At 71.1% G+C, this 25,960-nt stretch carries 22 protein-coding genes; 13 read left to right on the top strand and 9 right to left on the bottom strand.

The genetic code is table 11. The features are described from left to right. Positions 1–66: 66 nt before the first annotated feature. On the top strand, positions 67–534 hold the full coding sequence (locus AB0D53_RS29795) for a type II toxin-antitoxin system PemK/MazF family toxin (protein ID WP_362452130.1): 468 nt from the start codon (positions 67–69) through the stop codon (positions 532–534). A 262-nt stretch (positions 535–796) separates the two neighbouring features. On the opposite strand, the gene AB0D53_RS29800 is transcribed toward AB0D53_RS29795, so the two are convergent. From AB0D53_RS29800 to AB0D53_RS29810, 3 genes are all read right to left on the bottom strand, one after another. Further along, complete coding sequence (locus AB0D53_RS29800; RefSeq protein WP_362452132.1) at positions 797–1,051, bottom strand: DUF732 domain-containing protein; 255 nt, start codon at positions 1,049–1,051, stop codon at positions 797–799. A gap of 4 nt (positions 1,052–1,055) precedes the next feature. Next, a complete protein-coding gene (locus AB0D53_RS29805; RefSeq protein ID WP_362452134.1) occupies positions 1,056–1,223 on the bottom strand; it encodes a hypothetical protein in 168 nt (55 codons plus the stop codon). 85 nt (positions 1,224–1,308) lie between these two features. Then, positions 1,309–2,130, bottom strand: a complete 822-nt coding sequence (locus AB0D53_RS29810) for a TIGR02452 family protein (RefSeq protein ID WP_362452136.1) — start codon at positions 2,128–2,130, stop codon at positions 1,309–1,311. A 148-nt stretch (positions 2,131–2,278) separates the two neighbouring features. Here AB0D53_RS29810 and egtA point away from each other — a divergent pair, with 148 nt between their 5' ends. The 4 genes from egtA to egtD are packed head-to-tail and all read left to right on the top strand — an operon-like array spanning position 2,279 to position 6,652. After that, complete coding sequence (gene egtA / locus AB0D53_RS29815) at positions 2,279–3,598, top strand: ergothioneine biosynthesis glutamate--cysteine ligase EgtA (RefSeq protein ID WP_362452137.1); 1,320 nt, start codon at positions 2,279–2,281, stop codon at positions 3,596–3,598. Next, positions 3,595–4,938: an ergothioneine biosynthesis protein EgtB gene (gene egtB, locus AB0D53_RS29820; RefSeq protein ID WP_362452139.1), complete on the top strand. Its 1,344-nt coding sequence runs from the start codon at positions 3,595–3,597 to the stop codon at positions 4,936–4,938. The genes egtA and egtB overlap by 4 nt, the downstream gene beginning before the upstream one ends. Then, the gene (gene egtC, locus AB0D53_RS29825; RefSeq protein WP_362452140.1) at positions 4,938–5,693 is read left to right on the top strand and encodes an ergothioneine biosynthesis protein EgtC; all 756 of its coding nucleotides are present in this window, start codon (positions 4,938–4,940) and stop codon (positions 5,691–5,693) included. Before egtB ends, egtC begins: the two co-directional genes overlap by 1 nt. Next, complete coding sequence (gene egtD / locus AB0D53_RS29830) at positions 5,690–6,652, top strand: L-histidine N(alpha)-methyltransferase (protein ID WP_362452141.1); 963 nt, start codon at positions 5,690–5,692, stop codon at positions 6,650–6,652. The genes egtC and egtD overlap by 4 nt, the downstream gene beginning before the upstream one ends. Here egtD and AB0D53_RS29835 read toward each other — a convergent pair. From AB0D53_RS29835 to AB0D53_RS29845, 3 genes are all read right to left on the bottom strand, one after another. Further along, positions 6,595–7,467, bottom strand: a complete 873-nt coding sequence (locus tag AB0D53_RS29835; protein WP_362452143.1) for a lysophospholipid acyltransferase family protein — start codon at positions 7,465–7,467, stop codon at positions 6,595–6,597. The genes egtD and AB0D53_RS29835 overlap by 58 nt on opposite strands. Further along, entirely contained in the window at positions 7,464–8,279 is an 816-nt protein-coding gene (locus AB0D53_RS29840) for a GNAT family N-acyltransferase (RefSeq protein WP_362452145.1), read from the bottom strand. Before AB0D53_RS29840 ends, AB0D53_RS29835 begins: the two co-directional genes overlap by 4 nt. A 196-nt stretch (positions 8,280–8,475) precedes the next feature. Further along, positions 8,476–9,732, bottom strand: coding sequence for an extracellular solute-binding protein (locus AB0D53_RS29845; RefSeq protein WP_362452146.1), 1,257 nt, complete (start codon positions 9,730–9,732; stop codon positions 8,476–8,478). A gap of 202 nt (positions 9,733–9,934) precedes the next feature. Between AB0D53_RS29845 and AB0D53_RS29850 the strand changes: the two genes are divergently transcribed. Then, the gene (locus AB0D53_RS29850; protein WP_072488929.1) at positions 9,935–10,150 is read left to right on the top strand and encodes a dodecin; all 216 of its coding nucleotides are present in this window, start codon (positions 9,935–9,937) and stop codon (positions 10,148–10,150) included. A gap of 62 nt (positions 10,151–10,212) precedes the next feature. On the opposite strand, the gene AB0D53_RS29855 is transcribed toward AB0D53_RS29850, so the two are convergent. Beyond that, positions 10,213–10,701, bottom strand: coding sequence for a hypothetical protein (locus AB0D53_RS29855; protein ID WP_362452148.1), 489 nt, complete (start codon positions 10,699–10,701; stop codon positions 10,213–10,215). Between the two features lie 12 nt (positions 10,702–10,713). Then, positions 10,714–11,793, bottom strand: coding sequence for a hypothetical protein (locus tag AB0D53_RS29860; protein WP_362452149.1), 1,080 nt, complete (start codon positions 11,791–11,793; stop codon positions 10,714–10,716). A gap of 267 nt (positions 11,794–12,060) precedes the next feature. On the opposite strand from AB0D53_RS29860, the gene AB0D53_RS29865 reads away from it, so the two are divergent. The 3 genes from AB0D53_RS29865 (at position 12,061) to AB0D53_RS29875 (ending at position 18,025) form a co-directional block, all read left to right on the top strand. Further along, positions 12,061–13,431, top strand: coding sequence for a polysaccharide pyruvyl transferase family protein (locus AB0D53_RS29865; RefSeq protein ID WP_362452150.1), 1,371 nt, complete (start codon positions 12,061–12,063; stop codon positions 13,429–13,431). A gap of 154 nt (positions 13,432–13,585) precedes the next feature. Next, a complete protein-coding gene (locus AB0D53_RS29870) occupies positions 13,586–16,009 on the top strand; it encodes an excinuclease ABC subunit UvrA (RefSeq protein ID WP_362452152.1) in 2,424 nt (807 codons plus the stop codon). Between the two features lie 249 nt (positions 16,010–16,258). Further along, a complete protein-coding gene (locus tag AB0D53_RS29875) occupies positions 16,259–18,025 on the top strand; it encodes a glycosyl hydrolase family 18 protein (protein WP_362452154.1) in 1,767 nt (588 codons plus the stop codon). 197 nt (positions 18,026–18,222) lie between these two features. Here AB0D53_RS29875 and AB0D53_RS29880 read toward each other — a convergent pair whose 3' ends face one another. Continuing rightward, positions 18,223–19,089, bottom strand: a complete 867-nt coding sequence (locus AB0D53_RS29880; RefSeq protein ID WP_362452155.1) for a fumarylacetoacetate hydrolase family protein — start codon at positions 19,087–19,089, stop codon at positions 18,223–18,225. Positions 19,090–19,238: 149 nt separating this feature from the next. On the opposite strand from AB0D53_RS29880, the gene AB0D53_RS29885 reads away from it, so the two are divergent. The 4 genes from AB0D53_RS29885 (at position 19,239) to AB0D53_RS29900 (ending at position 25,914) form a co-directional block, all read left to right on the top strand. Then, positions 19,239–19,820: a TetR/AcrR family transcriptional regulator gene (locus AB0D53_RS29885; protein ID WP_362452156.1), complete on the top strand. Its 582-nt coding sequence runs from the start codon at positions 19,239–19,241 to the stop codon at positions 19,818–19,820. A 194-nt stretch (positions 19,821–20,014) separates the two neighbouring features. Next, the gene (locus tag AB0D53_RS29890) at positions 20,015–20,530 is read left to right on the top strand and encodes a VOC family protein (protein ID WP_362452157.1); all 516 of its coding nucleotides are present in this window, start codon (positions 20,015–20,017) and stop codon (positions 20,528–20,530) included. Continuing rightward, entirely contained in the window at positions 20,527–22,212 is a 1,686-nt protein-coding gene (locus AB0D53_RS29895; protein ID WP_362452158.1) for an FAD-dependent monooxygenase, read from the top strand. Before AB0D53_RS29890 ends, AB0D53_RS29895 begins: the two co-directional genes overlap by 4 nt. A gap of 165 nt (positions 22,213–22,377) precedes the next feature. Beyond that, entirely contained in the window at positions 22,378–25,914 is a 3,537-nt protein-coding gene (locus AB0D53_RS29900; protein ID WP_362452159.1) for an indolepyruvate ferredoxin oxidoreductase family protein, read from the top strand. Positions 25,915–25,960: the final 46 nt, after the last annotated feature.

Here is a 25,960-nt window from a genome sequence, read left to right on the forward strand (position 1 = left end):
CCTCGGTCCGGGGCGCGCACCGGCCCCGCTCCATGAAACCGGCCGCCCAGGTCCTACGGTGTGGGGATGACCATCCAGCACCGTGACGACAGCATCGACAGCTCGACGGACTTCCCCGGCCGCAGCGGCCCGGCCGCCACCACCGAGGCCGACCCGCATGACGTGGGACCGGTCCGCACCTCGTACGCCCCCGACCGGGACGGCGACCCCGACCCCGGTGAGATCGTCTGGACGTTCGTGCCGTTCGAGGAGAACGACGGGCGCGGCAAGGACCGCCCGGTCCTGGTGGTGGCCCGTGAGGCGGCGGGCACGCTGCTCGCCGTACAGCTCTCCAGCAAGCAGCACGACCGGGACCGCGAGTGGGTGGCGCTCGGGGCCGGTCCCTGGGACAGCTCCGGCCGGCCGTCGTGGGTCGATCTGGACCGGGTCCTGCGGGTGCACGAGGACGGGATGCGGCGTGAGGCGTGTGCGCTGGACCGGGACCGGTTCGACCTGGTGGCCGGCCGGCTGATGGAGCGCTACGGCTGGCAGTAGGGGCCGGGCCGTGCGCGGCGGCCCCGCACGGGGACCGCTGCGACGGCCGCATCGGCGGCGACGCCCTGCGGGACCTGTGCTGCCGTGCTGCCGTGCTGCCGTGCTGCCGTGCTGCCGTGCTGCCGTGCTGCCGTGCTGCCGAAGCACATGTACACCGGCGGCGCACCGGCGTCCAGGAACGCCTCCGGTCCCTCCGGCAGCGACCGGCCGTCGGGCGGGCTCCACGTCCGACGGCCGTCGGACCGGCCCGCGTCGTTGCCGGTCAGCCGCAGAAAGACGACCGTACAGCGGCCACGATGTCGGCAGCCCGGTCGTCCGTGAGGCTCGGCACGGTCGCTCCCTCGAACCGCGTTTTCGCATGGCGCCGGACCGTCGCGGCGTCCTTGCCGTCCCTCATGTCGAGGCAGACGTCGCGGGACAGGTCGACAGCACGGTCCTCGTCGACGACCAGGCCCTCGTCCACCGCCCGCAGAGCCTTCATCAGCGCCGCGCGTTGTTCCCCGCCGGACAGAGGCATACCGCTACGCGTGGTCGTCCGCGACGAATTCGCGTCGCCGTCCCCGGCGGGCGCCGTGGCAGTCGGCCTCGCCGGGGCGCCCGCCGTGCTCCGAGTCGTCCTGCAGCAGCAGGACCGCCCCGCCCAGCACGACCCCTGCAACCCCTGCGACGACCCATGTGTTCCGTTTCATGCGGCCACTCCCCTGATGATGCGACAAGGCAGCTGTGCCTGCCGCATGCTGCGGGGCCGCACACGGATCGCGCCGACGAACTCGTTCAGCCGAAGGTCCGGTCGAAGGCGGACCGGGTGGCGGATCCGGGGCTGCGGTCGAGGATGCCGAAGACGATCTGCTCGAAGTGGCCGGCGAACCTGCCGTCGTCGAGCAGCAGCGCCCGGAACGCACCTGCCACCTGCGCCGGATCGTTGCGGAACACCCCGCAGCCCCAGGCCCCCAGCACCAGCCTGCGGTACCCGCGCACCGCGGCGACCTCCAGCACCCGTTCCGCCCGGGAGGCGAGCGCGGCGGGGATGCGAGGGGCCTCCTCGGGGGTGCGGCTGCGGATGACCCCGGCGTTGGGCGCCGGGGAAGTCAGAAAGCCCACGGTGTACGGGGTGTCGAGCAGCCGCCCCCGGTCGTCGCGGAACACCGGCACGCCCGGCGAGTGAATCACCCGGTCGGTGTAGAAGGCGCTGCGTTCCTCGCGGTGGTGGGCGTAGTAGCCGGGGGCGCGCAGCAGCGTGGCGTAGAGGGCGGAGCCCCGGCACAGGGCCTCTTCCTGGGCCTGTGCCCCGTTGAGGTAGCCGCCGCCGGGATTGCGGGCGGAGGCGTAGTTCAGCACGGCGACCTTGCCGGGGTCCTCGCCGGTCATCCGGCGCGCCGCCTGCAGGCTGCTCTCACCCGTGACCTCGACCACCGGTGTGCGGTCGGCGTCGAGCACCGCGACCGGCACCGGCTCCGGGCCGTACAGCCTGGTCCCCGAGAGTGCGGTGGTCAGCGCACGCTCGATGCTCACCTCGCGTCCGTCGTCCGTACGGTAGCGGCCGGCCTCGACGATGGCCTCGGTCTCACGCGCGATGCCGCGCAGTCGTGCGCTCATCGGTACTCCCCCGTGTGGTGCATACGGGGCATGCTCGGCGCTCCGACGGCATGGACGCAACCGGATTTCCGTCGCAGAGGGGCGCCCTTGTGCGATCCATCCGTAGGGGTTTGGGTGGTGGGAAGGCACCCGGAGAAGGAGGCCCGGCATGTCGTACGACACACCCGGCGGCCACGGTCCGCCCGGCCAGTACCCGCCCCTGAGCGAGGGCGAGGCCGAGGATTTACTGCGCTGCATCTGTTTCAAGACGGGACCGCCCCGCAAGGTCGGCGTCGAACTCGAATGGCTCATCCACGACCGGGATCATCCCCGCGTTCCCGTCCCGCACCACCGTCTCGAAGCGGCCGCCGGCATCCTGCGGGCCCTGCCCCTGAACGCGGCGCTCACCTTCGAACCCGGCGGCCAGCTGGAGCTCAGCTCGCGCCCCGCCGACTCCCTCATGGCGTGTGTCGATGCCACCGCCGCCGATCTCACCGCGGTACGTGACGCCCTGCACCGGGTGGGGCTCGCGCCGGTCGGAATCGGTGTCGACCCGTGGCACGCGCCGCGCCGGCTGCTGCGCGAGCCCCGCTACGACGCCATGGAGGCCTCGTTCGACCGGTCGGGCCCGGCCGGCCGCGCCATGATGTGCACCACCGCGTCCGTCCAGGTCTGTCTGGACGCCGGAGAGGAGGAGCCCGGTCCGCTCGGGTACGGGCGGCGCTGGCAGCTGTGCCACCTGCTGGGCGCGGTCCTGGTGGCGGCGTTCGCGAACTCGCCCCTGCGGCTCGGCCGCCGGACGCCGTGGCGCTCCGCCCGGCAGTCGCTCTGGGCCGACCTCGACCCCTGGCGGTCCCTGGCACCGTCCGGCGGTCTGCCGCCGCGCGAGGCCTGGACCGCGCATGTGCTGGACACCCCGGTGCTGTGCATCCGGGACGACACGGGCCCATGGACCGTGCCGCGGGGACTGACGTTCCGCGACTGGATCCGCACCGGCGCGCCCAGAGCACCGGTGCGGGCCGATCTCGAATACCACATCAGCACGCTCTTCCCGCCCGTGCGCCCGCGCGGTCATCTGGAGCTGCGCATGATCGACGCACAGCACGGTGCGGACGGGTGGCTGGTGCCGCTCGCCGTCACCACCGCGCTGTTCGACGACCCGGAGGCCGCCGAGACCGTGTACCGCACCGTGAAGCCCCTGGCCGAGACGGCCGGGGCGCAGCCGGCGCCACGCAATCCGCTCTGGGTCGGCGCCGCCCGCGACGGGCTGGCCGACCCCGAGCTGCGTGCGGCCGCGGCCACCTGCTTCCGGGCCGCACTGGAGGCGCTGCCCCGGATGGGGGCCTCGACGGCCGTGCAGGACGCCGTGGCCGGCTTCAACGACCGCTTCGTGGCCCGGGGCCGATGTCCGGCCGACGATCTCCCCGAACTGCTGGCGCCTGTTGCGCCCAACGGTCCGGGCCACCACCGAGAGGGGCCCCGCCCATGACCCGCTCCCCCGCTCGCTCCGGATCCGCGCCCCAGGACGCGGACGCCGAGGCGCTCCGGCAGCGCGCGCTCGCCGCGCTGCTCACCGCCCGCGAACGCACCGCACTGCTCACCGACAGCGTGGACGACCACGAACTGACCTCCCAGCACTCGCCGTTGATGTCCCCACTGGTCTGGGACCTCGCGCACATCGGCAACCAGGAGGAGCTGTGGCTGCTGCGCGGGGTGGCCGGGCGGGAGGCGATGCGCCCGGAGATCGACGGACTGTACGACGCCTTCGAGCATCCCCGGGCGGCCCGCCCCTCGCTGCCGCTGCTGGCCCCCGCCGAGGCACGTGCGTACGCCGCGGAGGTGCGCGGCCGGGCGCTGGACGTGCTCGACGGCACCGCGCTCGACGGCGACCGTCCTCTGGTGCAGGCCGGGTTCGCCTTCGGCATGATCGCCCAGCACGAACAGCAGCACGACGAAACGATGCTGATCACTCATCAGCTCCGGTCGGGGCCGGCTGTGCTGGCCGCACCCGTGCCGCCCACCGCCACCGACGCGGCGGACCTGCCCGCGGAGGTCCTGGTACCGGGCGGCCCGTTCACCATGGGGACGTCCACCGAGCCGTGGGCCCTGGACAACGAACGCCCGGCGCATGTGCGTGACGTACCGGCGTTCCTCATCGACACGACCCCGGTCACCTGCGGCGCGTACCAGGAGTTCATCGAGGACGGCGGCTACACCGAGCAGCGCTGGTGGGCACCCGAGGGCTGGGCGATGGTCCGTGAACACGATCTGGCCGCTCCGCTGTTCTGGCACCGGGACGGCGGACAGTGGCTGCGCCGCCGCTTCGGGGTCACCGAGGTGGTGCCCGCCGACGAGCCGGTGCTCCATGTCAGCTGGTACGAGGCGGACGCGTTCGCCCGCTGGGCCGGGCGCCGGCTGCCCACCGAGGCGGAGTGGGAGAAGGCGGCGCGCCACGACCCGGTGTCGGGACGTTCCCGGCGCTATCCCTGGGGCGACGAGGACCCGGCGCCCGAGCTGGCCAACCTGGGGCAGCGTCATTTGCGGCCCGCGCCCGCGGGGGCCTATGCGCAGGGCCGGTCTCCTTACGGTGCACGGCAGTTGATCGGTGACGTGTGGGAATGGACGTCGAGCGACTTCCTTCCCTATCCCGGCTTCTCGGCGTTCCCGTACCGCGAGTACTCCGAGGTGTTCTTCGGGCCGGCCCACAAGGTGCTGCGCGGTGGTTCGTTCGCCGTGGACCCGGTGGCGTGCCGGGGGACGTTCCGCAACTGGGACCTGCCGGTGCGGCGTCAGATCTTCTCCGGTTTCCGGACCGCGAGGGATGCCTGATGTGTCGTCATCTCGCTTACCTGGGGCCGTCGGTGACGCTCGGCGAACTGCTGACACGGCCGCCGTACTCGCTCGTGCGCCAGTCCTGGGCGCCCAGACACCAGCGGTACGGGACGGTCAACGCGGACGGTTTCGGCGTCGGCTGGTACGCGGACGGTGATCCGGAGCCCGGACGCTACCGCCGCCGGGGCCCTGTCTGGGGCGACGAGACCTTCGCCGACCTGACCAGGGTGGTGCGCAGCACGGCGCTGCTCGCCGCCGTCCGTGACGCCACCGAGGCGGGCGCCGACGGCGAGGCGGCGGCCGCGCCGTTCGCCGCCGGGCCGCTGCTGTTCAGCCACAACGGTGCAGTGAAGGGCTGGCCGCACTCCGTGGCCCCGCTCGCCGCGACGCTGCCGCCGGCCGAGCTGCTCGCCCTCACCGCACGCTGCGACTCGGCCCTGGTCTGGGCCCTCGTCCGGCACCGTCTGGCCGACGGCGACGCGCTGCCGCAGGCCGTCGCCGACACCGTGCTCGACGTGGCGGCCGCGGCACCGGAGTCCCGGCTGAATCTGCTGCTGACCGACGGTACGACGATCGTCGCGACGGCCTGGGGCGACACCCTGTCGTATCTCGCCGGGCCGGGCCCGCGCACGGTCGTGGCCTCGGAACCGTACGACGACGATCCGCACTGGCGCGCGGTCCCCGACCGCACCCTGCTGACGGCGACCCGCACCGACGTTCTGCTGACCCCGCTCAAGGAGCCCGCCGAGTGAGTCCCTTTCTGCTGACCCGTACCCTGCCGGTGGACGCCACGGACGCGGCGCTGCGCGCCGATGTCCTGCACGGTCTGACCCGGTCCCCGAAGACACTGCCGCCCAAGTGGTTCTACGACGCGCACGGCAGTGTGCTGTTCGAGGAGATCACCCGGCTGCCCGAGTACTACCCGACCCGCGCCGAGCGCGAGATCCTGATCGACCGCGCCGACGAGATCGCCCGGGTGTCCGGGGCGCGGACCCTGGTCGAGCTGGGCTCCGGATCGTCCGAGAAGACCCGGCACCTGCTGGACGCGCTGCCCGCACTGCACAGTTACGTACCGGTCGACGTGAGCGAGAGCGCGCTGCGCGGTGCCGCCGAGGCCCTCCTCGCACAGCGGCCCGAGCTCTCCGTGCACGCGCTGATCGCGGATTTCACCGGCGGACTCGCGCTGCCGGGAACGCCGGGGCCCCGGCTGGTCGCGTTCCTGGGCGGCACGATCGGAAATCTGCTGCCCGACGAGCGGGCGGTGTTCCTGAAGTCCGTACGGTCGCTGCTCTCCCCGGGCGACGCGCTGCTGCTCGGCACCGATCTGGTGAAGGAGGAGAAGGTGCTGGTCGCCGCCTACGACGACGCGGCCGGGGTGACCGCGGAGTTCAACAGGAACGTACTGCGGGTCGTGAACCGGGAACTGGGCGCCGACTTCGACCCGGCCGGTTTCGACCATGTGGCGCTGTGGGACCCGGAGCACGAATGGATCGAGATGCGGCTGCGGGCCCGTCGGGCGCACACCGTGAAGATCCCGGACCTGGACCTGGTGGTGTCCTTCGAGGCCGGTGAGGAGTTGCGTACGGAGGTGTCGGCCAAGTTCCGCCAGGAGGGGGTCCGGGCGGAACTCGGCTCGGCCGGTCTGCGACTGGATCAGTGGTGGACGGATTCCGGCGGCCGGTTCGCGCTCTCGTTGGCGACGGCGGCCTGAGCGCGGCGTGCCAGGGCACGGCGGTCGGCCGGGCCGCTCGCCGGGATCGGCGGCAGGACGCGGATCTCGGCGGTCAGGCCGGCCGCCGTCACCACCCGCCACAGTGAGGCGATGAGCGGGTCGTCGCCGACGAACGCGGCCGCACCGGCCGGGGTGCCGTGTTCCGCCGGGGTGCCGTGTTCCGCCGGTGCGGCGCGGTAGCTGATGCGCACCGGCCGGACCGTCGCGTCCGCGTCGATGGCGGCCTGGAAGGCGGCAGGCCCGAACCGGCCACCGGGGCCGCGCCCGCACCAGGTGGTGCCCTCCGGGAAGACCACCACGTGTGAACCGCCGCGCAGCGCCGCCCCGATGGTGCGCACGGTCGCCGGCAGCGCGCGCAGGCGGTCGCGTTCGACGAAGAGCGTGCCGCCCCGTGCGGCGAGCGGGCCGAGCAGCGGCCAGTCGCGGATCTCGCTCTTGGCCAGCATCCGGCCGGGGAACACGGCCGCGACGAGCGGGATGTCCAGCCAGGAGATGTGGTTCGCGACCACGAGCGTGCCCGGTGCCCCGGCCGTTCCGTCGGGCAACTCGGGTGTGCCGACGATCCGCACCCGCACCCCGAAGGCGCGCACGACGCCGTACGCCCAGCGCCGGATCAGCCGTTCCCGCCGGGCCGCGCCGAGCATCGCCGCGAACGGGGCGCCCAGCGCGCCGGCCAGGATGCAGGCGCATCCGGCGAGCAGCAGGGCCGCGGCGGCCGGGCGGCCCCGCATCCGCCCCTCGTGGGCGGCGCAGTCGCGCGGGGTGCAGGGCGCGGTGGGCAGCCAGGGGTTCATCGCAGCGGGGCGAGGGCGAGGAAGTGGCGCAGGTAGCGCGGGTCGGTGCGGCGCAGCGACAGCAGTACGTACAGGTCGGCGACGTTGAATTCGGGGTCGTGGGCGGGCGCCCCGCACACTTGGGCGCCGAGGCGCAGATAGCCGCGGAGCAGCGGAGGGAGTGTGGCGAGTCCGGTGCGTACGGGAGCCCCTCCCCCGGTGGGCTGCCAGAGGCGGTGCGGGGTGACCCAGTGGTCCTCGGGGGCCAGGTACCTGGTCCGTACGGTCTCCCACGCGCCGGCCGCCGCGGCGCCGCCGTCGGCGAGGGGGATCGAGCAGCAGCCGGCCAGCCAGTTGTGCCCGGTACGTTCCATGTAGCGGGCGAGCCCGGCCCAGATCAGCGCTATGACGGCGCCGTCGCGGTGGGCCGGGTGGACGCAGGAACGTCCGACCTCGACCAGGTCGTCACGGATCGGGCCGAGCCGCCCGAGATCGAACTCGCTCTCCGCGTAGAGGCGCCCGGCGATCCGTGCCCGGTCGGGCGGCAGCACGCGGTAGGTGGCGACGACATCGCCGGTGGACTCCTCCCGTACCAGCAGGTGGTCGCAGTACGCGTCGAACTCATCGCTGTCCAGGCCGGGTTCGGGCCCTTCCAGCCTGGCGCCGAGCTCACCGGCGAAGACCAGGTGGCGCAGCCGCTGGGCAGCGCGGACCTCGTCCTGGTCGGCGGCGAGGGACACCCGGTAGCGCGATGGGGCCGGGGCGACGGGCTGCGCGGGAACGGCGGGGGCGGTGGGGGCGGCGGGGAGCGGGGTAACGGGCAGCGCGTTCATGTCAATCTCCGGGGACGGATCGGCAAGGGCGGCCGCCGGGCCACCGCACTGGGTGCGAAGGCCCGGCCCCTTAACTTCTTCCGTGACCGGCTTGATTCGACATGACCGCTCGGGAGCCCCGACATGTGCGAAGGCTGAATCCCGGGGGTGGCCGACAACGGCCCCCGTCCGGCCGTCTGCCGGTGGATCGCGCGGGTCAGCCCCCGGCCAGCTTGGAGGTGATCTTCTCCGAGGCCTTCTTCGCCTCCCGCAGCGGGTCGCCGCCTTCGAGCACCGCCGTCATGTACGGCTTGATCGGGTTGTCGGCCTCGACGTCCGCCCACTGCGGCGAGTTGGGGGTCGCGCGGCCCTGGGTGGCGCCACGGGCCATCGCCGCGGTGCCCTCCTGCCCCACGACGACGCCCGCGAGAGCGGGTTTGTTGGGTACGTAGCTCATGCTCCTGGCGAGCTCCTCCTGCCACTTGCGGCCCGCCAGCGCCTTGATCACCTCGATGCCCTCGGCGCGCTGGTCCGCCTTGTCGGGAACGATCAGGTCGGATCCGCCGGTGAAGACGGCTCCGGGCTCCTTCGCGGTCTTGCCCGGGATGGGGAAGTAGCCGAGTTTTCCCTTGAGTTCGGGATTCTGCTTCTCGATCTGCGCGACGGATCCGGGCACCGAAATAATCTGTGCGACATCACCACCGGCGAACACATCGGACTGCGGAGGCTTTTCCTCGTCGGCGTTCTTGGGACCGTCGCCGAGTGCCTGGAGTTCCTTGTAGAAGCTCATGCCCCGGATCGCGGCGGGGCTGTCCAGGGCGCCTTCCCACTCCCCGCCCTTCTCCTCGGCCAGTTCGCCGCCCTCGTCCCAGATGAATCCGGCGAGGACATACCAGTTCTGGCCCGCGAGATAGATTCCCTGATTGCCGTTCCGGTTCAGCAGTTGACTGTCCTGGATCCACTCGTCCCGGGTCTTCGGCGGGTTCTTTATACCCGCCTGCTCGAAGAGCTCCTTGTTGTAGATCACCACTCGGTTGGCCGCGTACCAGGGAATTCCGTACTGCATGCCGTCGATGCTGCCCGGCTCGGCGAGACCGGGCAGCCACTCCTCGCTGCCGAGATCGCGTACGGACTCCAGGGTGAGATCGCGCAGGCCACCGCTCTCCGCGTACTGGGCGACCTGAGTGTTTCCGACCTCGATGACATCCGGGGTGTCCTTGCCCTTGAGGGCGCCGATGACCTTCGGGCCGATTCCGCTCCAGCTCTGGAACTTGAAGTCGAGCTCGACGGACGGATGCTCGTCCTCATAGGCCTTGGTGAACCGCTTCAGGAAATCTGCGGAAACGCTGTCCTTCATCAGCCAGATCGTGACCTTCTTGCTGCCGGATGCCTCCGAGCCGGAGCCCAGCCCGCATCCACCCAGCGCAAAGGTGGAAACGAGCGCGACGGCTCCGACGAGTATGCGGTTCTTCACCAGGTTCACCTTCTGTGAAACGGCACGACTGAATTCAGGGACCCGGTGTGGGGGACTGCGGGCAACGCTCGCACGGGCGTGGCTGGATTTTGGTATGGACCAATGAATTGGTCAAGGCCCGTTCACGGGACATTCTGCACGTCGACCCCTCGCGGTCTCGGGCCGGGTGGGGCACCGTGGTAGGGACGAGAGGAGACATAAGATGTCAAACCACACCTATCGGGTCACCGAAATCGTGGGAACCTCCCACGAGGGCGTCGACGACGCCATCCGCAGGGGCATCGCAAGAGCTTCGGAAACGTTGCACAATCTCGATTGGTTCGAGATCACGCAGGTACGCGGCGAGATCAAGGACGGCCGGGTCGAGCACTACCAGGTGGGACTGAAAGTGGGCTTCCGGCTCGACGAGACGAGCTGATCCGGCCGGCCCGGCGCGACCGGACCGAGGTCACGTCACCCGCCCGGCACATCGGGCCGGGTTCAGGTGCGGCCCTCACGCTCCTGCGCGTCCTTGAGCGCGTCCGACGGCTTCGCCCAGCGGGCCCGCACCACGGCGAAGCCCGCCTGCTCCGCCGCGTCGCAGACGAGTTCGTCGTCGTCGACCAGCATCCGCACCTCGCGCTCCCGGCCCAGCCGCCGCAGGATCTCCAGCTTGGTGTGCCGGGCCGGCCTGCGGTCGTCGTCGCGGCGCATGTACACCCGCCCCTGGGGCAGTCCGTGTTGCGCCAGCCAGGCCACGGTGTCCCGGCGGCACCGCTCGGGCCGTCCGGTGAGATATCTGACCTCGCAGTTCTCGGCGCTGCTCAGTGCCAGCCGCACCCCCTCGGGAAGCGGCGGGTCGTCGACGGCCGCCGAGAAGAAGCCGTTCCAGTCGCGCCGACGACCCTCCAGGAAGTGCTGCCGGTGGCCGCTGTCCGCGAGCGTGCCGTCCAAGTCGAATACGGCCAGGGGCCGGTGGTCGCCTCTCATACCTCCAGCAAATCAGACCAGCGCGGCCACCAGCAGCACCAGCACGACCACCCCGGCCACCACGGCGGCGACCCGCAGGGACCGGCGCCTGGACCAGACCGGGAGAACCTCGGGGCCACCGTCTCCCGGGAAGACGTAGAAGACATGGTCGGGATCGTCCGGGACCGCGACCGAGACCAGGTCCAGCCACCCGATCTCGACACGCCTGGCCACCTCGTCGGGCCGGGGCGCGAGCGCCGATTCGACCGCCTTCACATGGGCGGGGTCCAGGGTGCCGGGGAGCGGATCGCCTGCCGAGGTCAGCGTGACCCGTTCCCACGCTCCGGTGCGTCCGGTCTGCTGGCGGACCCGCAGTGGCGGCGCCGGGTCCGGGAGTTTCGCCGTGCTCCGCTGCGGGGCGTGTCCGACCGAGCCGGCGGTCCACCGGGTGATCAGTCCCGTGCCTTCGCACGGCGCGTGCTTCGTCGACCGCTCGCCCTCGCAGACCGGGCAGTCCCGGAAGCCGGTGTCGTCGCACTGGGGGCACTTCTCGGCGCCCCGTCCACGGCACTGCGGACAGGCGGTACGGGGCTTGCGGCATTTCACGCAGGTGGTCCGACCGGCGAGCTGCTTCTCCCGCTCCGGCCCGGCGGCCGCACGGTCCTTGCGGCGCTCGCCCGTACCGTCGCACCAGGTGCACGGCTCCACGCCCTCGCAGGCCGGACACAACGGGCCGATCTCGCAGCGCAGTTTCCCCTTGGCCCTGCAGCGCGCGCAGGGCTGCCTGCCTCCGTCGCAGCCGCAGTCCACCGTCCGCGCCGAGCCGTGGAGCACGAGCTCCACCTCCCGCGACCGGGCCGGGTCCTTCGGCGGCTCGACGGGATGGTCGCGCAGCTCGCCCTCGTACGTCGGCCGCCCCGAGATGTCGTACGTGCCGGGCCTGGTCTCCGGCCGTGTGCTGCGGGTCTCCATGGAGCGGACGATGCTCAGGTCGAGCATCGGGTGCCGGGTGATGTCGGCGCCGGCCCGCCGCAACTGGGGCCCCTGCCCCGGGCGGCCGATGTGCCGGGCGATCGCTTCGAGGATCTCGTCCTCGGACAGTGCGTCGGCCATGACCGCGCTTCCACCTCCCCGGTAGGCGCGCCCGCGCGCCCGACGCAGCGTACGGGCGGGTCCGTCCGACGTTCAAGAGGGCGTACGAGGAGCCGGTGCGGGCCGCACCGGGTGTCCGTCAGACACCACGCGCACACCCGCCCGTGCGCGGATGGGTCATCCCACGCTCACGTTCCGCCAAGATCGCAAAAGGTTGTACAGGATGCACGTGGAAGCAAAAGCGTTCGTAAAGCTATATTCAGGTTTGTGGCATCCAACGTTAATGATGTGAAGCGAATACTCCTGCGTTCAGGGAAGAGCCCCTACGACGTCGTCCCTGTCGAGCGCGCCCTCCAGGAGGACGTGTTCGCCACCAACTCGGGCAACCTGATCTTCAGCGACGCCGCTCACAAGATCCTCGAGACGCCACGTTCGGAGGTGATGTCGAACGGCATCACCACCAGGGTCGCCGACGCGGACCGGATCAACAGCGAGTTCGACGTCTTCGTCATCCCGCTCGCCAACGCCTTCCGGCCGTCCTTCGAACCGCAGCTGAAGCGGCTGACCCAGCTCATCTCGAAGCTGAAGATCCCGGTGGTCGTCCCGGGCGTGGGCGCCCAGACCGGCATCAACTACTCCGCGGACCGGCTGAAGCCGATGCAGTCCACGGTCTACGAGTTCGTCTCCGCCGTACTCGACCACAGCGCCTCGATCGGCGTGCGCGGGGAGTTCACCGAGCGCTATCTGCGGGACATGGGCTTCCGCGACGTGGACGTCATCGGCTGCCCCTCGATGTTCCTGCACGGCAGCAAGCTCGTCGTCCGCGAGGACGGACGGGCGCTCGGGCCGGAATCACGCATCGCCGTCAACGGATCGCACGACGCGGTGCGCAAGCACAAGCTCGGGCAGATCATCGACCGCGCCCACGCGCGCTACCCCCACCTCCGGTTCATCGGCCAGAACCTCTCCGACGCCCGTCAGCTGCACTGGCGCGACCTGTCCCACCAGAACGCCGCGATCACCGACATCCCCACCCATCCCGACCACCCCATGTACGGGGAGGACAAGGTCCGGGTCTACATCGACCCGGTCACCTGGTTGGACGACCTGAGGGGCTTCGATTTCTCCTTCGGTTCCCGGATCCACGGCAACATCGCGGCGCTGCTGGCCGGAACGCCGGCCACCGTGCTCTGCGGCGACTCCCGGACGCTGGAGCTGTGCCGCTACTTCGACATCCCGCACCGGACGCTCGCCAAGGTCCCGGCCGACCTCGACCCCGCCGATCTGCACGCCGCGGCGGACTTCGGGCCGCTGATGCGCGGTCACCAGGAGCGCTTCGACCGGTTCATGAACTTCCTCGACAAGAACGGCCTGGAGAACACCTTCACCCACGGCGACGGCGGCACGGCCTTCGAGACCCGGATGAGCAAGCTGTCCTTCCCGCCGGGCGTCCGCCCCTGGGTCGGCTCCGACCCCGCCACGGTGGCACCGCGGCTGAACTGGCTCCAGAGCCAGCTGACCGAACTCGCCGCCGAGAACGCCCAGCTCAAGCGGAAGCTGCTGAAGAACGCCTCGCTGCCCGCCCAGCGCTCCACGTACCAGCGCGCCCGCAGCGTCGTGGGACGGCCCATCAGGCGCGCACTGCGTCCCTCCCGCTAGCGGGATTCGCACCGGACGAACCCGTGAGGCCGGCCCGATCGGGCCGGCCTCCGGCCGTTGCGCGAGGGACGGCGCCCATCGCACCCATGCCTAGAATCGGAGTGTTTGCACCAGGCCGTCGGCCCTGCCCCGATCCGTACGGAGACCCGCGCACATGTCCACCCCCCACGATCCGTACGTCCGGGTGCGCGGCGCCCGTGAGCACAATCTCCAGGACGTATCGGTCGACATCCCGCGCGACACCCTCACCGTCTTCACCGGTGTCTCCGGTTCCGGGAAGTCCTCCCTCGCCTTCGGGACGATCTACGCCGAGGCCCAGCGCCGCTACTTCGAGTCCGTCGCCCCGTACGCCCGCCGGCTGATCCACCAGGTCGGCGCGCCCGCGGTCGGCGAGGTCACCGGTCTGCCGCCCGCCGTCTCCCTGGAGCAGCGCCGTTCGGCGCCCGGCGCCCGTTCGTCCGTCGGCACGGTCACCACGCTCTCCAACTTCCTGCGGATGCTGTTCTCCCGGGCCGGGGAGTATCCCGCCGGTGCCGAACGGCTGGACTCGGACGCCTTCTCGCCGAACACCGCCGCCGGGGCGTGCCCCCGGTGCCACGGCCTCGGCCTCGTCCACCGCACCACCGAGGAGCTGCTGGTCCCCGACCCCTCGCTGTCGATCCGTGACGGTGCGATCGCCGCCTGGCCGGGGGCCTGGCAGGGCAAGAACCTGCGCGATGTGCTGGACGCGCTGGGGTACGACATCGACCGGCCGTGGCGCGAACTGGGTGCCGAGGAGCGGGAGTGGATCCTGTTCACCGACGAGCAGCCGGTGGTGACGGTCCATCCGGTGCGGGAGGCGGGGCGCATCCAGCGGCCCTACCAGGGCACCTACACCAGCGCCCGCCGCTATGTGATGCACACCTTCGCGGACTCCAGGAGCCGCACCCTGCGGGCGAAGGCCGAGCGGTTCCTGACCAGTACCCCGTGTCCGGTCTGCGGCGGCAGCCGGCTGCGTCCGGAGGCACTGGCCGTCACCTTCGCCGGCCGTACGATCGCGGAGCTGGCCGCGCTGCCGCTGACCTCGCTGGCCGAACTGCTGAGCCCGGCGGGCGGGAGCGACACGGCGCGGGTGCTGACGGCGGATCTGCTGGGCCGGATCGAGACGGTCACCGAGCTCGGCCTCGGCTATCTCAGCCTCGACCGCACGGCCCCGACGCTCTCCTCCGGCGAGCTGCAACGGCTGCGGCTCGCCACCCAGTTGCGCTCGGGCCTCTTCGGTGTCGTCTACGTGCTGGACGAGCCGTCGGCCGGTCTCCATCCGGCGGACACCGAGTCGCTGCTGGGGGTGCTGGGCCGGCTGAAGGAGGCCGGGAACTCGGTCTTCGTCGTGGAGCACCAGATGGACGTGGTGCGCCGGGCGGACTGGCTGGTCGATGTGGGGCCGCTGGCCGGTGAGCACGGCGGCCGGGTGCTGCACAGCGGTCCCCCGGCGGGGCTCGCGGAGGTGGCGGAGTCGGCCACCCGGCGCTTCCTCTTCGACGACGGGCCGGCGCCCGCCCGGGAGGTGCGTACGCCGTCGGGCTGGCTGAGGCTGACCGGGGTCGACCGGCACAACGTGCGGGGCGTGGACGCCGCGTTCCCGCTCGGGGTGTTCACGGCCGTGACCGGGGTCTCGGGGTCCGGGAAGTCGACGCTCGTCGGGCAGGTCCTGGCCGGTGCGCTCGCCGACCGGCAGGTCTCCGCCACCGAGGACCCGCCCGCGGAACGGCCCGCGCCCTGGTGCGCGTCGGCGCGGGGGCTGGAGGCGGTGGACCGTCTCGTCCAGGTCGACCAGCGGCCGATCGGCCGTACCCCCCGGTCCAATCTGGCCACGTACACCGGGTTGTTCGATGTGGTGCGGAAGCTCTTCGCCGGTACGGACACGGCCCGGGAGCGCGGCTACCGGGCCGGGCGGTTCTCCTTCAATGTGGCCGGCGGGCGGTGCGAGACCTGCCAGGGCGAGGGGTTCGTCTCGGTGGAGCTGCTCTTCCTGCCCAGCACGTACGCGCCCTGTCCGGACTGTCACGGCGCGCGGTACAACCCGCAGACGCTGGAGGTCACGCTGCGCGGGCTGGACATCGCGCAGGTGCTGGATCTGACGGTGGAGTCGGCGGCAGGGTTCTTCGCGGGTACGCCGGCCGCCGAGCGCAGTCTGCGGACGCTGCTCGACGTGGGGCTCGGCTATCTGCGGCTCGGGCAGCCCGCGACGGAGCTGTCGGGCGGTGAGGCCCAGCGGATCAAGCTCGCAGCCGAGCTCCAGCGCACCCGCCGGGGCCACACCCTGTATCTGCTGGACGAGCCGACCACGGGGCTGCACCCCGCCGATGTCGACGTGCTGATGCGGCAGTTGCAGGGGCTCGTCGACGCGGGCGACACGGTGGTGGTCGTGGAGCACGACATGGCGGTGGTGGCGGGTTCCGACTGGGTGATCGACCTCGGCCCCGGCGGTGGCGACCGGGGCGGCCGGATCGTGGCGGCCGGAGCACCCATGGAGGTGGCCCGGGTCCCGGAGAGCCGGACCGCTCCGTACCTCCGGACCGCACTCCAACTCGGCTGACTGCCCAGGCACCGCCAACTCCCCCACTGGCGAGGCGAGTTGCCGGGCACGGGCAAGCAAAGGGGAATGAAACAGTAAAGAACATTGACAGTCACTTGGTCCAGACCAATTATGGGCATGCCTCACGGCCGCTCCTCGCCGTGCGGCACGTGACCCCGGCCGGGAATCACAGGAACGGGCCGCACCCCTCCCCGGGCGCGGCCGAGCCGAGCGATCCGCCCGTTGTCTCACCCCGCTGGGAGCTGCCCCATGAGACCCCCAAGAACAGCCGGCGCCGTCCTGAGCGCCTTGGCCACCGTCGTCGCGTCCGCCGGCCTGATCCTCGGATCGGGCGCCGGCGCACAGGCCGCCACCACCGCCGCCACTCCCCTGCCCGCGCACGTCTTCGCCCCGTACTTCGAGGCGTGGAACGGCGACAGCCCGGCCGCGCTCTCACAGGCGTCCGGAGCCAAGTACCTGACCATGGCCTTCATCCAGACGGAGGCCCGGGGCTCCTGCACCCCCTACTGGAACGGCGATTCGAGCACACCCATCGCCCAGTCAGAGTTCGGCGCCGACTTCACCACCATGCGGTCCCGCGGCGGCGATGTGATCCCCTCGTTCGGCGGATACACGGCCGACAACGGCGGCACCGAGATCGCCGACAGCTGTACGAACGTCGATTCCATCGCGGCGGCCTACGAGAAGGTCATCACGACCTACGACGTCTCCCGCCTCGACATGGACATCGAGGACAACTCCCTGGAGAACAGCGCCGGGATCGACCGCCGCAACAAGGCGATCAAGAAGGTCCAGGACTGGGCCGCCGCCAACGGGCGCTCGGTGCAGATCTCGTACACCCTGCCCACCACCACGAGCGGTCTGGCCGACAGCGGTCTCGCGGTGCTGGAGAACGCGGTGTCCAACGGTGCCAAGGTCGACGTCGTCAACCTGATGACCTTCGACTACTACGACGGCGCCTCGCACAACATGGCGCAGGACACCCAGACGGCGATCACCGGCCTCAAGGGCCAGCTGGCCGATCTGTACCCGTCGAAGACCGACGCCCAGCTGTGGGGCATGACCGGTGTCATCGAGATGCCGGGCATCGACGACTACGGCCCGGCCGAGACGTTCACCACGGCCGACGCCACCTCGGTCTACAACTGGGCCGTGGCCAAGGGGCTCAGCACCCTGTCGTTCTGGGCGCTCCAGCGTGACAACGGCGGCTGCCCCGGCACCGGCGGGAGCGACACCTGCTCCGGCATCGCGCAGGACACCTGGTACTTCAGCCACACCTTCGCCCCGTTCACGGGCGGCGGCACCGGTCCGGTGACGGACGACTACTCGGTGGCCGTCGCGCCGGCCTCGGCGACGGTCGCCCCCGGCAGCTCCACGACGGCGACGGTGAACACCGCGGTCGTCTCCGGCAACGCGAAGACCGTCGCGCTGACGACGAGCGGTGCGCCCGCGGGCGTGACGGCGACGCTCAGCCCGGCCTCGGTCACCGCGGGCGGGACGTCGAAGCTGACGGTCCAGGCGTCGGCCTCCGCGGCGCCCGGCACGTACACGGTCTCCGTGACCGGTGCGGCGGGCACGCTCAGCCACACGGCGTCCTTCACCCTGACGGTGTCGGGCCCGGGTGGCGGCACCGGGGCCCTGGTCAACGGCGACTTCGAGACCGGAGCGCTCGGCCCCTGGACGTGCGAGTCCGGTGGCGCGGTCGTCTCCACGCCGGTGCACGGCGGCTCGCACGCGCTCGCCGCGGCGGCCACCGCTTCGCAGACCGGTGAGTGCACGCAGACCCTCACCCTGTCGCCCAACACCAAGTACACGCTGAGCGGCTGGGTGCAGGGCAGCTACGGATACCTCGGGGTGCGCGGCGACGCGACCGCGAGCGTCTGGGGTTCGTCGAGCGGCTACGCGAAGCAGTCGGTGACGTTCACCACCGGTTCGACCGGCAAGGTCACCGTCTATCTGCACGGCTGGTACGGGCAGGGCACGGTCTACGGCGACGACCTCTCCGTGACGTCCTGACGATCGGGCATCCGAAGACACTCCTGGTCCCGGGGGCGGGCGGCTCCCGGGACCGGGTCCCCGCCGTCAGGATGTCCGGTGCCGTCGTCCGCGCGGATCCGATGGCCGGACGCGGGCGGGTATCAGGGCAGGTCCGGGACGGCCGGGAGCGGTGCGCGGCCGGCACAGCGAGGGGCCGGACCCCGGCAGGTCGGCGTTCACGCCGACGCCACGCCGTTGCGGAGAGTTCCGATGCCTTCGACCTCGATCTCCACCACGTCGCCGGGCCGGAGGAACCGGTTGGAGAAGAGGCCGGCGCCGCGCGGCGATCCGGTGCAGATCACATCCCCCGGTTCGAGGGTCTGGTACCGCGAGAGGAAGGAGATCAGCTCCGGCAGGCGGTGGATGAGGCTGCTGGTGCGATCCTCCTGGCGCAGCTCGTCGTTGACCCGGGTGCGGATGCGCAGGTCCAACGGCTCGCCGAACTCGTCCTCGGTGACCAGACACGGCCCGAGCGGCTTGAAGGTGTCGAAGCTCTTGGAGACACCGATGGACGCGGTCGGGTCACCGGACATGGCGCGGTGCTGGATGTCCCGCGCCGACACATCGTTGGCGACGGTCAGACCGGCGAGATACTTCCCGGCGTCCACCGCCGATACCGCCGTGGCGGCGCGACCGATCACCGCGGCCACCTCGCCCTCGTAATCGGCCCGGGTGGCCGCGACGGCCGGAAGAACGATGGCGTCCGACGGTCCGACCACCGCGGATCCGGCCACCACCTGGAAATTCGGCTCCCGCGGCAGATCGACGGGACCGTTGCCCATCGCGGCCAGCATCTCCAGCGCCTCGTCGGCGTGGCTGGGGTAGTTGAGACCGACGATGAGGACCTTGCCGGGGCGGTGAACCGGCGCGAGGACGCGCACCTCGCCGAGTGCGACCCGGCGTACGGCCTTCGCCGATCGCGCCGCCTCGACGCCGGGGCCGCGCAGCAGCGCCCCCAGCTCGCCGAAAGGCAGGTCGAGCACGGACAACTCCCCGGGGGAGTCCTCCCTGGCGATGCCTTGATCGGTGCTGTACAGACGCATCGGGAACTCCTCGGGTCGACCGGCCACTCTCTTGTTTTCAAGTCAAGAGAACTCTTGTTCCGGAGTCAAGAGGTACCGCCGGGCAGTACCACGACACCCTCCCGCGCCGCCGCCGAGAGCCCGGGGCGCCCGGCATAGGCTTCCGTGCCATGCCACGTAATCGACAGCAGATCCCGAAGGCCGAGCGCGAGGCCGCATTGGTCGACCACGCCTGGGAGCTCTTTGCGGCCCAGGGGTACCGAGGGACCAGCCTCGCCGAGGTGGGGCGCACCGCCGGCGTCGCGGCCAATGCCGTGCGCTGGTACTTCCCCACCAAGGACGACCTGTTCGCGGCCGCGATCGACCACCACTTCACACGGGTGCGCGAGCGCATCGAAGCCGACGAAGCGCTGGCCGGGGACCCGCGCCGGGAACTGGTCGCCCTCCTGGTGGACCTGGAGCCCTATCGCGGACTGCACCGAGAGGCCTATGAGCGGATCGGCGACTCCGAGGCGCTCGCCGGCACGTACAGCGGGATTCAGGAGTGGCTCGAACGGCGCCTGCTGGCCGACATCACGAGCGGACTGCCGGACGGCGCCGATGTCGGGCTGATCACGGACACCGCCCACGTGCTCTTCGAGGGCCTACTGGTCAGCGCCCGGCGCCTGGACCGCCCCACGGCGGAAGTCATTCAGCTTCTGACCGAGGCACTCACGGCGGCGGCAGCAGCGCGTTGCGGCGCCGCAGGGTGACGAGGCGGGCACCCACCCGGCCCGCGGAGCAGGGGCGACGGCGAACCGGGAACCCCGAAACGGCCCGACCGCCGCCTTCCGGGCCCGCCAGGGTCCGCACACACCCTCTCTTGTCTGACGTACAAGAGCATGCCTATGCTGCTCTTGTGCGTCAGACAAGAAAGTGTCGTGCCTACGACCAGGAGGTCGGTCCCATGGCTTCTCCGAACAAACTCGCCCATGTCGTTCTCAAGACCGGGCAGCTGACAACGATGACCGAGTGGTATCTCCGCGTCCTCGAAGGCCGCGTCACCTTCGCCAACGACGCCCTCGCCTTCCTCACGTACGACGATGAACACCACCGGGTCGCACTCATCGCCACCGGGGCGACGGAGCAGCCGGGGGACGGGCACACCGGCCTGCACCACGCGGCGTTCACCTACGCCACTCTCGCGGATCTGCTCGGCACCTACCAGCGGCTGAGTGCGGAGGGGATCCGTCCGTTCTGGTGCATCAACCACGGGCCGACCACCTCGATGTACTTCGAGGACCCCGACGGCAACCACATCGAGCTCCAGATCGACAACTTCGCCACCGAGGAGGCGCTCTACGAGTGGTTCGGTTCGGGAGCCTTCGAAGCCAATCCCATCGGAACCCAGTTCGACCCGGACGACCTGGTACGCCGCTTCGAGTCCGGTGAGTCCTTCGACGAACTGGTCAAGCGCTCATGACGGCCGCCGAAACCCCCGTGGTCATCGTCGGCGCCGGCCCCGTCGGCCTGGCCACCGCCTTGGTGCTCGGCCGGCACGGCGTGCCCAGCATCGTGTGCGAACAGTACGGGGGCATCAATCCGCATCCACGTGCCCATGTCGTCAACACCCGGTCCATGGAGCTCCTGCGGACCTGGGGGATCGCGGACGCGGTGCTCAAGGACTCGGTCGACCCCCGCTGGGCGCAGCACATCCTGTGGAAGCAGACCCTCTCCGGTCCCGTGCTCGGCCGGATCGACATGGCCGAGGGGCCCGATGAGCACATACTCCGGCGTATGGCCGCCTCCCCCGAGATGATCACCTCCTGCGCCCAGGACCGGGTGCAGCAGCATCTCCTCGACGCGGTCCTGGCGCAGGGTATGGCCACGGTCCGCTACAACACCACCGTTCTCGATGTGACGGACCGGGGTGACGCGGTGGACGTCACGGTGGAGAGCGGACGGCGGAGGCAGACCCTCCGTGCCCGCTACGCCGTTGCCGCCGACGGGGCCGGCGGCGCCCTGCGCGAGGCACTCGGAATCACGGCCGGAGGCTCGGCGGATCTGGGCCACCAGATGAACATCTACTTCCACGCGGATCTGTCCCCCTGGACCGAGGACAGTCCGGCCCTGCTCGTCTGGGCCGTCAACACCGCCTCCCCCGGTGTCTTCATCGGGATGGACGGAGTCCGCAGGTGGACCTTCCAGAAGAGCTTCGACCCGGCCGTTGAGTCACCTGACGACTACTCGCCCGAACGGTGCGCGCGGATCATCCGGGAAGCCGTCGGAGTGGACCGACTGGACGTGGAGATCCGGTCCGTGGGCCCCTGGACGATGACGGCCCGCACCGCCGACCGGTACCGGAGCGGCCGTGTCCTTCTCGCGGGCGATGCCGCGCACCAGTTCCCCCCGACCGGCGGTCTGGGCATGAACACCGGCCTGGCCGACGCGGACAATCTCGGCTGGAAACTCGCCGCGGTGCTGAACGGATGGGCTCCGGAGGCCCTGCTCGACAGCTATGAGACCGAACGCCGCCCGGTCGCCGTCGGCAATGCCCACCACAGCGTCCTCAACGCGGTCAAGATGGCCGAGGCGGGCATCGGACCGGATACGGCCGGTATCGCCGCCCGCCTCGAAAGCCCGGACCCTGCGATCGCGGCGGAGGAACGCCGTCGGATCGCGGCGGCCATCCCCCTGCAGCGGCCGCATTTCGACTCCCTCAACCAGGAGATCGGCTACGTCTACGGAGCGGCAGGGCACGCGGAGGGTGTCGCGGATGCCCCCCTCTCGGCAGCCGACTACTCACCCGCTCCTGTCGTCGGCGGGCGGCTGCCGCACACCTGGGTCGAACGTGACGGCGTCCGGCTGTCGACGCTCGATCTCCTGGTCCCGGGCTTCACACTGATCACGGGGCCGGCCGGAACCGCGTGGGCCGAGCTGTTCGCGGAGGCCGCCGAAGGCGTACCCATGGAAACCGTCGTGGTCGGCCGGGACGTCATCGGTGCGGACAACTCCTGCCTGGAGCGCCTGGGCATCGCCGAGGACGGAGCCGTCCTCGTACGCCCCGACAGCCACATCGCGTGGCACAGCGGCGACGGGACGTCGCCCTTCTCGCTCGGCACCGCTTTCCACGACGTGCCGGCCGCAGCACCCCAGTCCGCCTGACCGCTTCGAGCCGGATGGTCCGGGCCCCGGTACCCCGTGACCGGAAGCAACAGGAAACCGCCAGGCGGGCGGTCCCGGCGTGCGGCTGCGTCCGTCGCGCCGGGACCGCCGCGAACCGCGCGGTCCGCGCGCCCCGACCACCGATGTTCTTTCGGAGAAAAGCACATGGTGACTCAGAAAGCAGCACGCCCCACGCTCCAGGACCGATTCGTGCGCGAGGAGGGCACGCTCCATCTCACCGGTATCCAGGCACTCGCCAGGCTGCCCCTCGACCTGCGCCGCGCGGACCTCCGCGCGGGCCGCAGTACCGCCGGCTTCGTCTCCGGGTACGAGGGGTCGCCACTGGCCGGCTACGACATGGAACTCGAACGCTGCCGGTCGCAGCTCGACGAGTACGACATCGTCTTCCGCCCCGGGGTCAACGAGGAACTGTCCGCCACAGCGGTTCAGGGGACACAACTCGCCGCGATGCAGCCGGACAAGCGCGTCGACGGCATCACGGGCATCTGGTACGGCAAGTCCCCGGGCCTGGACCGTGCCTCGGACGCCATCCGGCACAGCAATCTGATGGGCACACACCCCGACGGCGGGGTACTCGCCCTGGTCGGCGACGATCCGGCCGCGAAGTCCTCGACCGTGCCCGGCGCATCCGAACTGCTCCTGGCCGATCTCGGAATCCCCACGCTCTACCCGGCGGACCCGCAGGAAGCGCTCGACTTCGGACTGCACGGCGTGGCCCTGTCCCGGGCCAGTGGGCTCTGGGTCGCGCTGAAGATCGTGACCGGCGTCGCCGACGGCTCCGGCACCGTCGACGTACAGGCCGGGCGCGTATCCCCCATCGTGCCCGATCTCACGACCGGTGGCACGCCCTACCGGCACAGTGTGACCGCCCATATGGTGCAGCCGACGCTCGGCGAGCTGGAACGCAGCAGGGACGGTGCCAGACTGGAGATCGCCCGCCGATACGCCGCCGCCAACGGCCTCAACCGGATCATCGGGCAGGGCCCGGACGACCGCGTCGGCATCATCGCCCCCGGCAAGACCTTCCTCGACCTTCGCCAGGCCCTGCGCATCATCGGACTCGACGACACCGAACTGGACAGACGCGGGATCCGGCTGCTCCACCTCGGCATGATCCACCCGCTCGAACCGTCGGTCGTGGAACGGTTCGCGGCCGGCTTGAGCCACATCATCGTGGTCGAGGAGAAGCGGCCGCTGATCGAGACCGCCGTCAAGGAACTGCTCTACGGCAGGGCCGACACGCCGACCGTCACGGGAAAGCGCGCAGCCGACGGCAGCGTGCTCTTCCCACTGGACGGAGAACTGGGGCCCGATGCGATCGCCACCCGGTTGGCCGCCCGGTTGATGTCCATCGGCGGATTCCCCACTGTCCGGCGCTGGTCGGAGACCGCCCGGCCCGCGCACCGACGCATGCAGCTGCCTCTGCTGACCCGTACCCCGTACTTCTGCTCCGGCTGTCCCCACAACATCTCGACCCGGACTCCCCAAGGGTCCACCGTCGGTGCCGGGATCGGCTGCCATGCCATGGTCACGCTCATGGACCCCGTCCAGGCCGGAGACGTGATCGGCATGACGCAGATGGGCGGTGAAGGCGCCCAGTGGATCGGGATGCAGCCCTTCCTCGACCGCGACCACCTGATCCAGAACCTCGGGGACGGCACCTTCCACCACTCCGGCAGTCTCGCCGTCCGGGCCGCGGTCTCCGGCGGAGTGAACGTGACCTACAAGCTGCTGTACAACTCGGCGGTCGCCATGACGGGCGGGCAGCAGCCCGTCGGTGTCATGCCCGTGCCGGCGATCTGCGCAGCGCTCCTCGCCGAGGGCGTCAAGCGGATCGTCATCACCACCGAGGAGCCCAGGCGCTACCGAAAGGTCAAGCTCCCCGAGGGGGTTCGGGTATGGCATCGCGACCGGCTGACGGAGGCCCAGGAGACCCTCGCGCAGATTCCCGGCGTGACCCTGCTCATTCACGACCAGGAATGCGCCACCGAACTCCGCCGCAAGCGCAAGCGCGGACTCGCGGTGGACCCCGCCCGACGAGTGGTGATCAACGAGCGGGTCTGCGAGGGATGCGGCGACTGCGGCAGCAAGTCCAACTGCCTCTCGGTCCAGCCGGCCGACACCGAGTTCGGACGCAAGACGCGGATCGACCAGTCCTCGTGCAACAAGGACTACTCATGTCTGAGCGGCGACTGCCCCTCGTTCCTCACGGTCGTCCCGGCCGAGGGGGAAGCCGCGTTCACGCCGGTACCGATGCCGGACCTCACCGCGCTCCCCGAGCCGGCGTGCGGCGAACCCGTGTCACACACCACTCGTATCACCGGGGTCGGCGGATCCGGGGTCATCACCCTCGCCCAGATCCTGAGCACCGCGGCTTCTCTCGCCGGCCGTCACGTGCGGGCCCTGGATCAGACGGGCCTGGCACAGAAGGGAGGTGCGGTGGTCTCGGACATCAAGATCACCAGGGAACCCGTGGCGCAGTCCGGCAAGGCGGCCGCGGAGGAATGCGACCTGTATCTCGGCTGCGACCTCCTGGTCGCGGCCGGCCCCGATCAGCTGTCCGCCGCAACCCCCTCCCGAACGGTGGCGGTCGTCTCCACGGCCGAGGTCCCGACAGGACGGATGGTGATCGACACAGCGGTGTCGTTCCCCGCCGTCGAACCGATCAGGGAACGCATCCGTGCGGCGGCAGGCAAGGCCGTCTTCCTCGACGCCCGCCACTTGGCCAACACCCTGCTGGGTGAGGACCAGTTCGCCAATATGCTGCTTGCCGGAGCGGCCTATCAGACCGGCGCGCTGCCGCTTCCCGCGGAGGCCGTCGAGGAGGCGATCACCCTCAACGGGGTGAAGGCCGAAGCCAACGTCAAGGCATTCAGGCTCGGCCGTCAGGCAGTCGGCGACCCCTCCGGCTTCGCCGCGACCCTGGAGCGCGTGAGCGGCCCTCCGGCACCGGAGCGCACCGATCCCGCCGCGGCACGCACCGTGACGGCGCTGGTCGGTGCCGCGCCGGAATCGGAGCTGGCCCGCCTGATCGAGGTCCGGGTGCCGGATCTCATCGGCTACCAGAACACCGCCTACGCGCAGCGGTACGCCCGTCTCGTGGAGCGGGTGCGCCGTACCGAGGCCGAGCGGGTCCCCGGCTCGACCGCGCTGGCCGAGGCGGTGGCCCGCTACCTGTACAAACTGATGGCCTACAAGGACGAGTACGAGGTGGCGCGCCTCTCGCTGGATCCCGCCGTGGAACACGCGGTGCGGGCCCGGTTCGGGGACGGCGCACGAATGTCCTACCGGCTCCACCCGCCCGTGCTCCGGGCGCTCGGAATGAACCGCAAGATCGTGCTCGGCCCGTGGTTCAAACCGGCCTTCCGGATCCTCGCGGCGCTGCGCCGTGTCAGAGGAACCCGGCTCGACCTGTTCGGTGCCGGCGAAGTGCGCCGTACCGAACGGGCGCTGGTGGTCGAGTACGAGGCGATGATCACGCAGGCATGCCTTGCGCTGAGCCCGGACAACCACGCGCTGACCGTCGAACTCGCCGAGCTTCCCGACATCGTGCGCGGGTACGAGGACATCAAGATGGCGGCGGTCGCCCGGTACCGTGCCGAAGCGGCCGAGCTCGTGGAACGGCTCGCGCAGCCGCTGCCGGGTGCTCCTGCGGCCCCGGGGGCCACGACGGCCCCGTAGGGGGCGCATCGCCATCGCGGGCGGGTCCGGTGCCGGGCCCGCCCGC

It is taken from the genome of Streptomyces sp. NPDC048295 (assembly GCF_040652135.1).
Taxonomy (GTDB): Bacteria; Actinomycetota; Actinomycetes; order Streptomycetales; family Streptomycetaceae; genus Streptomyces.

What these genes read in the sequence shown, in the direction of transcription:
- AB0D53_RS29885 (WP_362452156.1), top strand. Translation starts at nt 19,239, where the DNA reads ATGCCACGTAATCGACAGCAGATCCCGAAGGCCGAGCGCGAGGCCGCA.
- egtB (WP_362452139.1), top strand. Translation starts at nt 3,595, where the DNA reads ATGACCCGCTCCCCCGCTCGCTCCGGATCCGCGCCCCAGGACGCGGAC.
- AB0D53_RS29890 (WP_362452157.1), top strand. Translation starts at nt 20,015, where the DNA reads ATGGCTTCTCCGAACAAACTCGCCCATGTCGTTCTCAAGACCGGGCAG.
- AB0D53_RS29810 (WP_362452136.1), bottom strand. Translation starts at nt 2,130, where the DNA reads ATGAGCGCACGACTGCGCGGCATCGCGCGTGAGACCGAGGCCATCGTC.
- AB0D53_RS29860 (WP_362452149.1), bottom strand. Translation starts at nt 11,793, where the DNA reads ATGGCCGACGCACTGTCCGAGGACGAGATCCTCGAAGCGATCGCCCGG.
- AB0D53_RS29880 (WP_362452155.1), bottom strand. Translation starts at nt 19,089, where the DNA reads ATGCGTCTGTACAGCACCGATCAAGGCATCGCCAGGGAGGACTCCCCC.
- AB0D53_RS29850 (WP_072488929.1), top strand. Translation starts at nt 9,935, where the DNA reads ATGTCAAACCACACCTATCGGGTCACCGAAATCGTGGGAACCTCCCAC.
- AB0D53_RS29835 (WP_362452143.1), bottom strand. Translation starts at nt 7,467, where the DNA reads ATGAACCCCTGGCTGCCCACCGCGCCCTGCACCCCGCGCGACTGCGCC.
- AB0D53_RS29895 (WP_362452158.1), top strand. Translation starts at nt 20,527, where the DNA reads ATGACGGCCGCCGAAACCCCCGTGGTCATCGTCGGCGCCGGCCCCGTC.
- egtC (WP_362452140.1), top strand. Translation starts at nt 4,938, where the DNA reads ATGTGTCGTCATCTCGCTTACCTGGGGCCGTCGGTGACGCTCGGCGAA.
- AB0D53_RS29800 (WP_362452132.1), bottom strand. Translation starts at nt 1,051, where the DNA reads ATGCCTCTGTCCGGCGGGGAACAACGCGCGGCGCTGATGAAGGCTCTG.
- AB0D53_RS29855 (WP_362452148.1), bottom strand. Translation starts at nt 10,701, where the DNA reads ATGAGAGGCGACCACCGGCCCCTGGCCGTATTCGACTTGGACGGCACG.
- egtA (WP_362452137.1), top strand. Translation starts at nt 2,279, where the DNA reads ATGTCGTACGACACACCCGGCGGCCACGGTCCGCCCGGCCAGTACCCG.
- AB0D53_RS29805 (WP_362452134.1), bottom strand. Translation starts at nt 1,223, where the DNA reads ATGAAACGGAACACATGGGTCGTCGCAGGGGTTGCAGGGGTCGTGCTG.
- AB0D53_RS29870 (WP_362452152.1), top strand. Translation starts at nt 13,586, where the DNA reads ATGTCCACCCCCCACGATCCGTACGTCCGGGTGCGCGGCGCCCGTGAG.
- AB0D53_RS29900 (WP_362452159.1), top strand. Translation starts at nt 22,378, where the DNA reads ATGGTGACTCAGAAAGCAGCACGCCCCACGCTCCAGGACCGATTCGTG.
- AB0D53_RS29875 (WP_362452154.1), top strand. Translation starts at nt 16,259, where the DNA reads ATGAGACCCCCAAGAACAGCCGGCGCCGTCCTGAGCGCCTTGGCCACC.
- AB0D53_RS29840 (WP_362452145.1), bottom strand. Translation starts at nt 8,279, where the DNA reads ATGAACGCGCTGCCCGTTACCCCGCTCCCCGCCGCCCCCACCGCCCCC.
- AB0D53_RS29795 (WP_362452130.1), top strand. Translation starts at nt 67, where the DNA reads ATGACCATCCAGCACCGTGACGACAGCATCGACAGCTCGACGGACTTC.